Annotated in this window: 12 protein-coding genes; 7 read left to right on the forward strand and 5 right to left on the reverse strand. The window is 45.7% G+C overall.

The features are described from left to right. Positions 1–24: 24 nt before the first annotated feature. A complete protein-coding gene (locus tag KVT38_RS00460) occupies positions 25–864 on the reverse strand; it encodes a helix-turn-helix transcriptional regulator (RefSeq protein ID WP_217591709.1) in 840 nt (279 codons plus the stop codon). Between the two features lie 148 nt (positions 865–1012). On the opposite strand from KVT38_RS00460, the gene KVT38_RS00465 reads away from it, so the two are divergent. Beyond that, positions 1013–1807 carry an SDR family NAD(P)-dependent oxidoreductase gene (locus tag KVT38_RS00465; RefSeq protein ID WP_217591710.1) on the forward strand — a complete coding sequence of 265 codons (795 nt, stop codon included), beginning with the start codon at positions 1013–1015 and terminating at the stop codon, positions 1805–1807. 106 nt (positions 1808–1913) lie between these two features. Here the strand turns inward: KVT38_RS00465 and KVT38_RS00470 are convergent, their stop codons facing one another. After that, positions 1914–2753 carry an SDR family NAD(P)-dependent oxidoreductase gene (locus KVT38_RS00470; RefSeq protein ID WP_217591711.1) on the reverse strand — a complete coding sequence of 280 codons (840 nt, stop codon included), beginning with the start codon at positions 2751–2753 and terminating at the stop codon, positions 1914–1916. A 43-nt stretch (positions 2754–2796) separates the two neighbouring features. Continuing rightward, complete coding sequence (locus KVT38_RS00475; RefSeq protein WP_217591712.1) at positions 2797–3051, reverse strand: Atu4866 domain-containing protein; 255 nt, start codon at positions 3049–3051, stop codon at positions 2797–2799. A gap of 165 nt (positions 3052–3216) precedes the next feature. Here KVT38_RS00475 and KVT38_RS00480 point away from each other — a divergent pair, with 165 nt between their 5' ends. Next, positions 3217–4134: an AraC family transcriptional regulator gene (locus tag KVT38_RS00480; RefSeq protein ID WP_217591713.1), complete on the forward strand. Its 918-nt coding sequence runs from the start codon at positions 3217–3219 to the stop codon at positions 4132–4134. Between the two features lie 139 nt (positions 4135–4273). On the opposite strand, the gene KVT38_RS00485 is transcribed toward KVT38_RS00480, so the two are convergent. After that, positions 4274–5062, reverse strand: a complete 789-nt coding sequence (locus KVT38_RS00485) for a nucleotidyltransferase domain-containing protein (RefSeq protein ID WP_217591714.1) — start codon at positions 5060–5062, stop codon at positions 4274–4276. Positions 5063–5249: 187 nt separating this feature from the next. Between KVT38_RS00485 and KVT38_RS00490 the strand changes: the two genes are divergently transcribed. From KVT38_RS00490 to KVT38_RS00510, 5 genes are all read left to right on the forward strand, one after another. Then, complete coding sequence (locus tag KVT38_RS00490; RefSeq protein ID WP_217591715.1) at positions 5250–5819, forward strand: dihydrofolate reductase family protein; 570 nt, start codon at positions 5250–5252, stop codon at positions 5817–5819. Beyond that, positions 5806–8118, forward strand: a complete 2313-nt coding sequence (locus KVT38_RS00495) for an ATP-binding cassette domain-containing protein (RefSeq protein ID WP_217591716.1) — start codon at positions 5806–5808, stop codon at positions 8116–8118. The genes KVT38_RS00490 and KVT38_RS00495 overlap by 14 nt, the downstream gene beginning before the upstream one ends. Positions 8119–8546: 428 nt before the next feature. Beyond that, a complete protein-coding gene (locus KVT38_RS00500) occupies positions 8547–9197 on the forward strand; it encodes a TnsA endonuclease N-terminal domain-containing protein (RefSeq protein WP_217591717.1) in 651 nt (216 codons plus the stop codon). Continuing rightward, positions 9172–11199, forward strand: coding sequence for a hypothetical protein (locus KVT38_RS00505; protein ID WP_217591718.1), 2028 nt, complete (start codon positions 9172–9174; stop codon positions 11197–11199). The genes KVT38_RS00500 and KVT38_RS00505 overlap by 26 nt, the downstream gene beginning before the upstream one ends. A 1-nt stretch (position 11200) precedes the next feature. Further along, a complete protein-coding gene (locus KVT38_RS00510) occupies positions 11201–12199 on the forward strand; it encodes an ATP-binding protein (RefSeq protein WP_217591719.1) in 999 nt (332 codons plus the stop codon). A gap of 209 nt (positions 12200–12408) precedes the next feature. Here KVT38_RS00510 and KVT38_RS00515 read toward each other — a convergent pair whose 3' ends face one another. Then, the gene (locus KVT38_RS00515) at positions 12409–13152 is read right to left on the reverse strand and encodes a phosphoethanolamine transferase CptA (RefSeq protein WP_217591720.1); all 744 of its coding nucleotides are present in this window, start codon (positions 13150–13152) and stop codon (positions 12409–12411) included. Between the last annotated feature and the right edge of the window lie 167 nt (positions 13153–13319).

The raw sequence follows: 13319 nt of genomic DNA on the forward strand, positions 1-13319 counted from the left end.
TTCTATTATTCTCCGATATGCGATTCATAATCCTAGCCTTCTCTTCACAAGAAAATGTTCAAGCTTAGATCTTGTTGCTGCGAGCGGTGTGTATATCATCACTTTCATATCAGGATCGTTCGGAAATTGCAAAGTGATTTGATCAAACTCCAGGTTTCCCATGTCAGGATGCTCCACTTCTTTAAGTCTCTCCAGAGAGCTGGGGGTCTCATGCTGCAGCCATAGCCAATCAAATTCCGGACTTGCGCGTTTAAGATCCTCAATCAATTCGGCAAACGACGGATCTTCAGCGTAGCGGGCTGCCGCTGCATGAAACTCTGCGATGATGGCCGCAGCCTTTTGGTCAAAATCTTTAAAGCGTGCTCTCCATACCAAGTCCGTAAAGTACCGCCAGACTAAGTTAAGTTGATAGGGTGGGGCTGCTGGGGCAATAGAAAAAATCTCACTTGCGGCCTCATTCCAGGCCACAAAATCCCAGCGTCTTCCCAAAACATATGCGGGGTTCGGCGTAAGGTCATCCAGCATCCTTTGAAATGCTGATCCGATGCTTTCTTCATGAGGCGACGAGGAAGGAGGAAGTGATTCTCCTGCAAGAAAAAAAAGGTGGCGTCGCTCATTAGGACCGAGCTTTAAAGCCGTAGATAGACTTTCCAATACTTGTGTCGATGGATGGACATCACGCCCTTGCTCCAACCAAACGTACCAGGATGTGCCGATATTCGATAGTTGGGCGACCTCTTCCCGACGCAAGCCGGCTGTCCGACGGCGTGCCCCGGTCGGCAATCCTACATCTGCAGGAGAAAGGCTGGCCCTCCGTTTACGCAAAAAATGTCCGAGAGACGAACGGCGCTCGCTATCGTTCATTTTTAATCCCTCCTTGCCTGTTACTAGGAAACCTATGATCAAGCGGCTTCTCGTCAATCGTGTATGAGCAAATTATACTCGGTCGTAGAAAAGGCTTCAATTTCGCCGGAGTCTTTCAAAAAACGACCTGCTATAAAGGAGACAGACCATGACAATAACAACCGTTCGCAAAAATAACCTATCCGAGGGAATGCTAAGCAATAAGATAGCACTAGTTACAGGAGCCAGCCGGGGTATAGGTGCAGCCGCAGCCAAGCTATTCGCCGAAGAAGGAGCGGCGGTGACGCTCGTCGCAAGAACAGAATCGGCTCTACGTTCTGTCGTTGAGGAAATTATCGCAAAAGGCGGCAAAGCCGATTATATTGTAGCTGATCTGGCCGATCCCGCCAGCATCATACAGGCGATTCAAACGACCATTGATCGTCACGGTCGTCTGGATATAGCATTTAATAATGCGGGGGTTGCGACTCCCGTTTCCTCAATTACAGAAATTACAGAGCAGGACTTTGATCTGCTTCAGGCAGTAAATTACAAAGGAATCTGGGTGGCTATGAAGGCGGAAATTAAAGCGATGCTCAATACAGCAGGTGCAGGTGCCATTGTCAATAACAGCAGCGTGGGCAGCTTCAGAGGTAATCCGGGATTATCTGTCTACGGGGCCGGCAAACGGGCCGTTAATAGCCTCACCGAAACAGCTGCCGTTGAATTCGGGCCTTCAGGCATCCGGGTAAATGCGATTGGGCCAGGTACCACCATGACGGAGATGATTGGACAATTGGTTGCCCAAGATCCGGAAATTATCGAAAAAAGCAACGCAGCGACGCCTCTTCGACGTGCTGCCGATCCTCATGAGATCGCTCAAGCGGCCGCCTGGCTATTAAGCGATCGCGCCTCTTTCGTCACAGGCGTCGTTCTACCGGTCGACGGTGGCGCAAGAGCGTAATTCCAAGGCAATGTTACCGGATGCCGGAAAACAATTATAGATCAAAAGAGATGGCGTAATCGTCATCTCTTTTGTCGTCGCTAAAAAGCGACATTCCCCTTTGATTCTAAAAGGAAGTAGATAAGGTCAAATGCTTATTGCTGTCCAAGTCGTGCAACACATGCTTGATCTTTTCATGCGCCGCTTTATAAGCATCGGGTCCTAAAAACAGATGCAGCGGAGGCGTGGAGGTGGAGGCGACTTGCATTAAAACTTCAGCGGCCTTTGCGGGATCTCCCTGCTGTTTGCCCGACATGTCGAGATAACGATCGATTGAAGCCTGTGCTTCCGTATATGCAGGTATTGGATTCGGCGAGACGGCCAGCGATTGTTCGGTCAGGAAGCTGGTACGGAAAGCGCCGGGATAAACGACGGTAGCCGATACGCCGAACGGCTTCATCTCGGCAGCCAAAGCCTCCGTAAGGCCAGTTACGGCGAATTTGGTAGCGGAGTAGCTGCCCCAACCGGTATAACCGCCTGTGAACCCGCCGATGGAGGACATATTAAAAACGTGACCCTGCCTCGCTTTTCTAAAATGCGGAATGGCATGTCGCAGCACGTTCATGATGCTGAATACGTTGATGTCGAAGTGGTCGCGTATCTCTTGGTCGGTCAGCGATTCGAACGTTCCCTGCAGTCCATAGCCGGCGTTATTGACGACGACATCGATATGGCCGAATTTGGCGATGACAGCTGTAATGGCGGCTTCAACCTCTCGCTCATGGGCAAGGTTCACGTGTAAGGGCAGAAACCGATCCGTTTCCCGAGTACCGACCGCCGTCACTAGCGCATCCAGATTTCTTGACGTCGCAGCAACCAGGCAGCCTGCCGCCAACAGCTTTTGAGTTAGTGCCAGCCCTAAGCCTTTAGACGCTCCTGTTACGAACCATACTCTGGGATGCTTCATCAGATAAGAACCTCCTGTATTAACGGGGTTTCGATAGAAACGTTTATATTTCCCGATAAAAAATCATGCCCCCGTGGTAGAGAATGCCGTCTCGAAACTCTCCGTCGGCAGTGAAGCCGGTATCGTCCACATAGTCGATATGATCTCCCTTAATGGTATAGCTGCCCTGATAAGCGCTTTTCCGATTGCCGCGAGCCTCGTCGTAGCGACCATTCGGCAGAAGCGCTTGACGAACGTAACCGTCCCGGGTAACCCACATGCCGACATAGGATTGTTGTTCGCCTTTGTTGTTTTCCATTTTGATTTCCTCCTTTGATGAATAAGGGTAAGCATTTCAGTGACTTCAGTATGTAATAAATAAGAGGCTGCCCGGTAGACGAATCCAGTTGAGTTCTTGCATAATACTCCAAATCGGAATAAAATAATTCGCAAATGGGGCGAGGAAGGAGCTTGTGAGGAGACGATGACAGAGGCTGACGAGATCGTTAAAAAGCAGAAGGAATTGGCTTTTATTATCGATCGATATCCTGAAGGAACGCATGCTACGACCATTTCTTCCTTAAAATTTATTCGCTCCGACGGAGCGTCCCAACCGATCTATTCGATTTATAATCCATCCCTTTGTATCGTTGCACAAGGATCCAAGTTGATTATGCTGGGGCAAGAGAGTTATCGATACGATCCCGCATCCTATCTGGTCGCCTCCGTCCATTTGCCGATTACCGGACAGATCATCCAGGCCACGCCGCAGCATCCTTACCTTAGTCTTCAACTGGATTTTAGTACGGATCAGATCGTAGATATGATCAAAGAGTTCAACACGGAGCGGAATCTTAAGGAAACTCCCAGACGCGGCCTTGTTGTAAGTCAAACGAGCCCGTCCCTGCTCGAGGCCGTATTGAGGTTAGTCCGTCTGTTGGACACGCCGCAGGATATCCCTGCGCTTGCTCCTCTGGTCATCCGTGAGATTCTGTATCGGATTTTACAGGATGAGCAGGGCGCTGCCGTCCTGCAGTTCGCCGTGGCCGGCAGTAATGCCCAACGAATCGCGAAGGTCATTCATCTCATCAACCGCGATTTCGCCAAGCCTTTGCGTATTGACGAGCTGGCCAAAGCTGTAAGCATGAGCGCGTCTTCCTTGCACGCTCATTTCAAGGAAGTTACCGCTATGAGCCCCTTGCAGTATCAAAAACAAGTGAGGCTGCAGGAAGCTCGCCGTTTATTGCTATCGGATACACCGGGAGCCGCGAATGCGGGATTCCAAGTGGGCTACGATAGTCCGTCCCAATTCAGCCGCGAATATGCCCGAATGTTCGGGCAGCCTCCCTTAAGCGATATCAAACGCCTTCGCGAGTCTTTATCCTTGCAGGACGCTAAGTAATTTGAAGCGCCATCGTCGTCGTTGTCGTCGTCGATCCGTAAGGTTCAGACGAAGCCTATTACACGGACGTGGCATCGATGGAGTATGAACCACGACAGCAAAAGCAAGAATGAGTCGAAGCGAAGCGGGCCACCATCCATTATTGAGATCGTTCTAAATATACATCATCAAGAAAATTGATTGAGACGCGTTCTGCTGCCTCCTTGGGCGATATTTCCGACACATGTCGAAGACGTTGATACATCCGGATTGTATTTTTTAGCGCATCGTAGCAACTTTCAAAGTTATGGATGGGGACCGTTCCTTTTAGTTCCTCTAAATCATTGAGAGCGTATTTCTCAAGCTTTCGGACGCCTCTGGGGATAAGGCCGTTATCCATGTGCACCAACGGACCCAACACCGCATTCCGCATAAATGTGAGCGTATCGATAACCTCGAATAATTCGCCTCTCCCTAACTTTGTCGCGCAGTAATGCACCCATACCCAGAAGCGATCTTCAATCCACTGGTGATTAGGGAAGGGGAAAGAGGGACTCGTCTTGCTTAAAAACGTTGTAATATCGGAGCCTCTCTCCCACAGAATCAGCGGATTCTCAATTCGGGATTCAAGCTCTTCTAGTTGTACAAATTTAAGGTCGACATGAAGAGGGGGAGGGCCATATAGACAAATAAGCAATCTGGGTTCCCCGACATGCTCGCCTGTAAATGCAGATAATAGGCTGCCAAGCCTTTCGGCGATCTGGTGACGTCGTTCCATGATCTCACTTCGAAAAGCATGATCGTAGACGATGATTAAATCCAGATCGCTGTACTCATCCATTTCGCCGTACATCATAGAGCCGCCTGCAAGGAGACCTACAAGCCGCTGATCGTGACTTACATACGCTGTGGCTTGCTCAATGAATTGATCGTGTAAAGGTAACTTCATGTAAAGCACCCCTTAAATAGTGACCCAAAAATGGGTATTACAAGAACATAATATTTCACTAGGATAAGTGTCAAGGGGAATACGTTTACCAAAGCAAGAATCAGTAAATGACTCGAATAAATATGACATAAGATGACATGATTAAGTTTTAAAATGAGCTAGAGATCAACGAGAGGAGCAACAAATCATGAACAGAAGAATCATTTTAGATTTGGCAGTTACTTTGGATGGGTTCATTGAAGGGAAAAATGGCGAAGTGGATTGGTGCATTATGGATCCTGAACTGGAGTTTAATCAATTTCTAAATCAGATTGATACCATCCTGTATGGAAGAAAAAGCTACGACCAATGGGGACAATACACGCCGAATAATGAAGATTCTGATGCAGACAAACAATTTTGGGCATTGGTTCATAGCAAAGAGAAATATGTTTTTTCCAGGACACTGCAGGGGACGGATCATAAAGCCGTATTCATAAACGATCATATTCTTGAAGAAGTAAATAAAATAAAGCGCAAGCCTGGCAAAGACATCTGGCTATACGGCGGAGCAAATCTGATTACAACGTTTATCCAATTAGGACTTGTGGATGAATTCAGATTATCAGTTCACCCTCTTGTTTTGGGGGAAGGAAAACCGTTGTTTGCTGATATCAAACATCGGTTGAATTTAAAGTTGGCTCATACAAGAGCGTTCTCCTCAGGCCTTGTACAGCTCATTTACCATTGGGATGGTGGGGGCCATGAACGTCAATGATATCGTCATTAAAGGAGCGCGCGAAAATAATCTGAAAAACGTGAACGTCCGTATCCCGAAGCGGAAAATTACGATTTTCACCGGCGTCTCGGGCTCGGGAAAATCTTCCTTGGTGTTCGACACCATCAGCGCAGAAGCCCAGAGGCAGCTTAATGAGACTTTTACCGCGTTCATCCGCAACCGGCTGCCCCGGTTTAGCCAGCCGGATACCGATCTCATCGAGAATTTGTCTACGGCCGTTGTGATCGACCAGAAACGCCTCGGCGGCAACTCTCGTTCGACAGTCGGCACGATCACGGATATTTACGCGATGCTGCGGGTGCTGTTCTCCAGAATCGGGAAGCCCTTTGCCGGCAATTCGCATGTTTTCTCGTTTAACGACCCGGCCGGCATGTGCCCGGAATGCGCCGGCGTCGGTCAGGTGGTGCAGTTCGATGTAGGCAAGCTGCTCGACAGGTCCAAGTCGCTGAATGAAGGCGCGATCCTGTTCCCCGTATTTAAGACGGGAAGCTGGTATTTGAATACGTACACGAATTCCGGCCTGTTCGATAATGACAAGCGGCTTGCCGACTATACGCCTGCAGAATGGGAAACCCTTCTCCACGGCAAAGAGAGCAAGATCGTATACCGTACCAAAGGCGGCGATATCGAATCGGATTATGAAGGACTGCTCCCCAAGCTCAACCGCCTTTATATAAAGAAGGACAGCAGCGAGATGTCGGATGCCAAACGCGAAACCCTCGATCGCTTTCTATCCTACAGCGAGTGCAGCCTTTGCGGGGGAAGTCGGCTGAACCAAGCGGCCTTGGGCTGCCGGATTAACGGGTACAACATTGCGGAATGCGCAGCGATGGAGATCGGCGAGCTCATACGCATGCTCGAAGCGGTTCGGGATCCCGTCGCAGGTCCGATGTTGGACGGCATTCTGATCCGGTTGAACCATTTGGTCTCCATCGGGCTGGACTATCTCAGTCTGGATCGCCCAACCTCTACCTTGTCGGGCGGAGAGTCGCAGCGTATCAAGATGGTCCGGCATCTGAGCAGCAGTCTTACCGACATGATCTACATTTTCGACGAACCGAGCGTCGGACTGCATCCGCGGGATGTCCATCGTCTGAACGGCATGCTGTGCCAGCTCCGGGACAAAGGGAATACGGTACTCGTCGTCGAACATGACCGCGAAGTCATGGAGATCGCCGATTACATCATCGATGTCGGGCCTCATGCGGGAACCCGCGGCGGAGAGATCGTTTACGAAGGCGACTTTGCGGGCTTGGTCCGTGCTGATACGTTGACAGGACAATACTTGAAGCAAAGTTTACCCTTGAAGACTTCAACCAGAGCACCCAAGGGCAGGATGACCGTAGCCGGCGCCAGCCTGCACAATCTGAAGGACGTGACCGTCGATATCCCCGTCGGCGTGTTGACTGTGGTCACTGGAGTCGCCGGCTCGGGCAAAAGCACGCTGATTAACGGCGCCTTTCTGCCGTCGCATCCGGAAGCGATCGTCATCGATCAGTCGCCCGTAGGCACGTCCATCCGCTCCAATCCGGCTACCTACACGGGGGTGATGGACGAGATCCGCCGTTTGTTCGCCGCAGCTAACAAGGTGAGCGCCTCCCTGTTCAGCTTCAACTCGAAGGGGGCCTGCGCCAACTGTCAGGGGCTCGGGATGATTTACACGGATTTGGCCTTTCTCGAGCCGGTAAGAACGACATGCGAAATATGCGGGGGCAAGCGGTTCAGCGATGAAGTGCTGCAGTATCGACTGAACGGAAAGTCCATTAGCGACGTCCTTGCGATGACGGTACGTGAGGCGTCGGCATTTTTCAGCGGGAAGGAACTGCTCCGTCAAATGCAAACGCTCGAGGACGTGGGACTCGGATACGTCACGCTGGGCCAGCCGCTCAGCACCTTGTCGGGCGGTGAATGCCAACGCATTAAACTGGCCGGGGAGCTTCACAAGGAAGGCAATCTCTATGTCATGGACGAGCCGACAACGGGATTGCATATGTCCGATATTGCTCGTCTGATGGATATTATGAACCGCTTGGTCGACGGGGGCAACACGGTGGTGGTCGTCGAACATAACCTGGATGTGATTAAGAGCGCAGACTGGATCATCGACATCGGTCCCGAGGGCGGCCACCGGGGCGGCCGTATTGTATTCGAGGGTACGCCTGTCCAACTTGTTGCTGCCGAGCATTCAATAACGGGGATGTATTTGCGCAAGGCAAAAGCAGGCGAGGAAGCTTTTCCTGAACGGAGCGGCATCGAAAAGCTCAGATCCAAAGATTAAAGTAATGGCGCCAGGAATAATGAGGACAGGTTCGTCCACATACAGGAGGCCAATGTGGACGAGAACGGCATTTAATTTTACAGCTAAGTTACATGAAGAACAAGGTAATAACAGAAAAACCAAGCCCTGATGCTCAGGAACTTGGTTTTTTGATTTTCACTATACTTATGAGCGATCTCAAGGGAAAAGAGGGGAAAAGACGACCACAAATCAAACAGAAGTAGTACAACGACATGAAGATCCCCTAAATAAACCTTGATTTATCAAGGCTTTTTTCATTTGTGGGGATTTTCTTGTCGTTTTTTTATAGACAAGAAAATCCCCCTAATAAGTACGAACGACAAGAAAATTCCCCTAATGAGTACAAATAGGATTGTAAACCAATAATCAAGGGAATAACTGAATGTAAACGAAGTGGGAGGGATTTAATGTATACAGAACCGCTAATCAAAAAACGTCACGGGCGATACGGAAATAATCATTGGATTGTGTACAGCCTTAAATTAAAGCGGGACATTAATTTATTTAGCGATCTCGAATACGATCATTGGATATTAGTTGAAACTGACCCAAATGTAAAAAGTTTTTGTGAGCAGCCTGAGAAGGCTGATATTGATGGAGAAACCTCTATTTTTGATATGTGGACTGCAACTGAAGATGGGCAAGAGACTTTTTTTGAAATTAAATACGAAGAAGATCTAGATAAAGAAGAGGTAGCAAAACAAATCGACCTACAAAAAAGATGGTGCGAGATGCACGGTAAGAAGCATCAGGTTCGGACAGAGAAGGACATTAGAAGTAACCATTTTCATTTGGAGAACCTGAAAGACCTACTTCCTTATGTGCTAAATAACAGTAGTATTGTTGAGGTCGATCGTTATAAAGTCCTCACAGGTCTTAAAGAAGGCCCAAAAACAATTAAGCAATTGCTTCATGAACTTGATTTAGGCTTACCTCGGTTGTACGAAGCTGTTGCTTGCTTAATCTACTCAGGAGATATTACAGCAAGTATTGATAAAACATATTTTGGATTTGAGACGGGGGTGTGGATTAATGAGAAGAAAGAACAAAATTATTGAACTAGGAATTGGCCAAGACATGCTAGACTTAGCAAAATGGCCGACTATAGATACGACTGGGTGGGATGAAGAGGCCATTAAGAAATATAAAAATAGAAAATTGGCTGTTGAGATGTATATTAAGGACAGCGCTACCCTTAAAGAAATTTCAAGTGTGACTAGTATAGGAGGCAAGGATATCACGCGGTTTGTCAAGCGTTGCCTTAGCGTTGACCAATTCAATGACTTGATGGGCTTTAGAGCACTTAACCCTGGTTTACACATGAAAGAATATGAAAGGAGGGATTTACCTAAGTCATCAGCGTCTAATTACTCTGGTGCTTTTGAACTTCTTCTTGAAACCTATACGGATTTGAGGCAGCTGCTATATGAGATGACATTAGCAACTAGGAAGGATTCATTTAAAGCGACGTACTCGGCTAAGTATATTTTTAAAAAATTTATTGAGAAATGTAGGGAATTGGGTATCAAGCCTAGCCAATATCCTTTATGCACTACTGATAAAGGAAGGCGCTCAGTTGAAAGGCATGTAAAAAGTCTAAAAGAACAGCATTTTGGAAATGAGCATCTTTTCGGAGAAACGGCAGCAATGATGGCTAAAACAGTAGGTAGAGGGGAAAAAAATTATGCAACAAACTTCAGACCATTTTCAAAAGTTGTTTTTGATGCGCATAAGATCGATTTAATACTGACGATTCGATATACAGACCCAAATGGGAACGTCGTTAAAAAGACTCTAAAAAGAATCTGGTTACTTGCTATTTTGGATGCCGCTACTAGTTCAGTTCTTGGACACTTGTTATGTGTTAAGTCTGAATACTCACAGATGGATGTGCTCCAATGCATTCAAAATGCAATCCACCCACACAAGCCCAAGGAATTTACCATTAAAGGTCTTCAATATCCATCTGAGGGATCTTTCCCATCGATAAGTATTCCTGAAACTCAGTGGGCTGTTTGGAGAGAATTTTGGATGGACAATGCTAAAGCAAATTTAGCGAAGAATGTAGTAGACAAGCTAACGAAGACAGTTGGTTGTTTCGTTAATGCTGGGCCAGTAGCTTCTCCACTTCGAAGGGGACTAATTGAAAGATTCTTTAAGACACTCGAAGTAAACGGGTATCACTTACTCCCCTCAACGACTGGTAGTAATCCAAATGATCCTAAAAGGAAAAACGCTGAGTTGAAGGCATTAAAATCAGAAATTAATATTGAGCATTTGGAGGAACTAACCGAAGCAATGCTTGCCCAATACAATTGTGAGCCACACAGCGGTAACTCGGGATTGAGTCCGCTTAAGGCAATGCAGGATAAGATTGAAGCTGGGTTTTTACCTAGAATTTTACCGGAACATCGGCGTCAAGAACTCGGACTCATGGTCGTTAGTCAGATTGTCACTATACAGGGTGATTTGAAAAAGGGACGTAGACCTTACATTAATTACGAAGGGGCGCAATATAGAAATGAAGTGCTCACACAAAGTGCAGGGCTAATTCGAAAGAAGTTAACGATTTATATTGACTTAATGGACGTTCGCTATCTTAAAGCGTTCCTGCCAAATGGAAACGAGTTAGGCACATTAAAAGTCGTCGGTAAGTGGTCGAATACCCCACATTCGTTAGAAACAAGAAAGCTAATAAATAAATTTCTAAGGAGTGAAAAGCGGAAGTTTTTCTTATCCAGTGATGACTATGTACAAGCTCTTACAGAGCATTTAGCAAGCAGTAAAAATAAAGGTGATAAGAACAGGTTGGCACATGAGCAAAGATATCAACAATCACAGGCAAGAATCGAGCAAGAAACAGTTTCTGATGATAGCGAAAAAGTATTGGAAGAAGTACTTATAGAAGAAGACGTTGTGGAAGAAGTTATTAAACAACGAGAATATATAAACTCTCCCTTACATGAGCATACTGTAAGTATGCAAGTAGATATTGACGATACGTTTGAAGATGGCTGGGACGAATTCTTCAAGCCTATGTCGTTGAGGAGGGTGAAATAAAGTGGTTGTTGGACAAAGTAGGGAAGCGGAAAGGCCCTCAATACCTGCGGGTACACATGATCTTGAATTAGACGCATATTTGTTGCCAACCAATGAAATTAAGAAACTTTTGAAGAAGTTAGTTGAATGGATAGAGGTTAGATCCCCAGGTGGAATAGTATATGGACGACAAAGACGCGGCAAGACACAGGCTATAAGTTACATCCAAAAAGTATTAGATCATCGATATGCTGGTGAGTTGCCTAACTTTTTTATCCCAGCTAAGCATAAACTTACAGCTAACGAAGAGCATTTTTATGAATTGTTACTGAAGTGGGTTGGACATAGTTACCCATTCGCCGGTAAAAAAAATCAAAAATTCGATCGACTTTCAAAATTTTTACAAGAGAAAGGTGAGAAGTCTAAATATAAACAAGTAGTGATCATTATAGACGAGGCACAGTCATTGCTTGATGCACACTATAAATGGCTGATTGATTTATATAATTCCTTAGACGCTATTCAGGTCAAGTTAATTGTTTTATTGATAGGTCAGCCGGAACTTAAATCGACTAAATCAGCTTATATCGTTGAAGGTAAGAATCACATAGTAGGTAGATTTATGATTAAAGAGCATGAATTGTTTGGAGCAAAAACAGTGGAAGATTTTCGAGTTTGTCTCAATGGTTATGATACGCTTGAATATCCCGAAGGAAGTGGATGGACATACACAAGATATTATTATCCTGAAGCGTATGCGGAAGGGATGAGACTTGAGCATTGTGCAAAAGATTTATTTGAGGCTTTTGCTTTAGTAAGGCAAGAGGAGGGCTTCAGGGGAGATATGGAAGTTGGGATGCAGGACTTAACTACCACAATTAAGTGCGCACTAGTTAAGTTTGGAGTTGAATCAAAAAAGAAAAACTACTGGATTGATTTAGCTACATGGAAGGAATGTGTTAAACAAGCGGGTTATGTTGATTCTGAAGTTTCATTTAATGGTGCAAAGAGAGAAAAATGAAAAAATGTTCTTCGAAGAAATAAGCTTAGACGGGATTCATTGAACTTAAGCGTATTTCTGAATTGCAAAACTGCCAAGCGATAGGTTTAGACTCGCTCCATAATAACCGGTGACAGTGAAAAATTAGAAAATTCCTCGCTGGTTCAATTAGCTAACGATTGCTTTAGCGAACGCGACCAAAATTTACTATAATCCCCACTTAGAACAACCTAGTCCGATTTGTTTCTTGCCTTTAAGTGTTTTTTTAGTTCAATAATGCCGGCTATAGCTGAAAAACAGAGTAGACCCTCTTTTATAGATTCTAAAGATTCTTTAATGCTTTCTTCAAAAGCAATGATTTCTACACAAGAATGGACAGTGAGTGCCATTGCTGTAGTTAGACCGATCGTAATTAGGGTGGCCTGCTTATTGGAATAAATCCTTGGCTCTACTTGAAATACGAACTTATAACCATATTTAAAAGCAATTTTTGCAGTAAAGAAATAAGTAAACCCGAAAATTATGCCGGAAATATAGTAGTAGGCATTTATTCTAATTCCGCTGATAACATGAAGATTCTCAGCCGCAAACGACGTCGCATAGGCAAGACCGAGCACGGATACAGCTGCTGAGATTACCGAAATAATGGCCGCTAACGCAATGGCGTAGGAATGGGTAAGAACATTTCTCAACCTATCAATAACGCCAGCAAATAGCAACGCAGGAGATAGAACAAACAAAGCAATTCGCTTAAATGCTTTTTCGCTTTTTCCCTGGAGTGGAATTAGACCAATAATTGTTCCGCCAACAAACATAAAATACATAAGTAAATATTGTGCAGCATCTGTGAAAAATTGATAGGAACGCGAAGCATTTGTATTGTGGGGAAAGATTCCGTGCTCGAGATACAATCCCAATAAAGCAAGGAGAACTATGCCTATGAGGCTCTTGAGGGACTGTTTGATGGTTTGCATACTATATTAACTCCTTACTAGGGATTTATCTTTTATACGATGCCAAGTACTCACTTGACTCGAAATTTGATTTTATGAGTAATGAGTATACATATCAGTCTGCCTTCCAGGTGTGCATAATTTACTTTTTAGTTCCCGTTTATTTAATGTTAAAAATGGAAAGGAAA

The organism is Cohnella sp. GbtcB17 (assembly GCF_019091135.1).
Lineage (GTDB): Bacteria > Bacillota > Bacilli > Paenibacillales > Paenibacillaceae > Cohnella.

What these genes read in the sequence shown, in the direction of transcription:
- KVT38_RS00485 (WP_217591714.1), bottom strand. Translation starts at nt 5,062, where the DNA reads ATGAAGTTACCTTTACACGATCAATTCATTGAGCAAGCCACAGCGTAT.
- KVT38_RS00460 (WP_217591709.1), bottom strand. Translation starts at nt 864, where the DNA reads ATGAACGATAGCGAGCGCCGTTCGTCTCTCGGACATTTTTTGCGTAAA.
- KVT38_RS00505 (WP_217591718.1), top strand. Translation starts at nt 9,172, where the DNA reads ATGAGAAGAAAGAACAAAATTATTGAACTAGGAATTGGCCAAGACATG.
- KVT38_RS00495 (WP_217591716.1), top strand. Translation starts at nt 5,806, where the DNA reads ATGAACGTCAATGATATCGTCATTAAAGGAGCGCGCGAAAATAATCTG.
- KVT38_RS00515 (WP_217591720.1), bottom strand. Translation starts at nt 13,152, where the DNA reads ATGCAAACCATCAAACAGTCCCTCAAGAGCCTCATAGGCATAGTTCTC.
- KVT38_RS00490 (WP_217591715.1), top strand. Translation starts at nt 5,250, where the DNA reads ATGAACAGAAGAATCATTTTAGATTTGGCAGTTACTTTGGATGGGTTC.
- KVT38_RS00480 (WP_217591713.1), top strand. Translation starts at nt 3,217, where the DNA reads ATGACAGAGGCTGACGAGATCGTTAAAAAGCAGAAGGAATTGGCTTTT.
- KVT38_RS00465 (WP_217591710.1), top strand. Translation starts at nt 1,013, where the DNA reads ATGACAATAACAACCGTTCGCAAAAATAACCTATCCGAGGGAATGCTA.
- KVT38_RS00470 (WP_217591711.1), bottom strand. Translation starts at nt 2,753, where the DNA reads ATGAAGCATCCCAGAGTATGGTTCGTAACAGGAGCGTCTAAAGGCTTA.
- KVT38_RS00475 (WP_217591712.1), bottom strand. Translation starts at nt 3,051, where the DNA reads ATGGAAAACAACAAAGGCGAACAACAATCCTATGTCGGCATGTGGGTT.
- KVT38_RS00500 (WP_217591717.1), top strand. Translation starts at nt 8,547, where the DNA reads ATGTATACAGAACCGCTAATCAAAAAACGTCACGGGCGATACGGAAAT.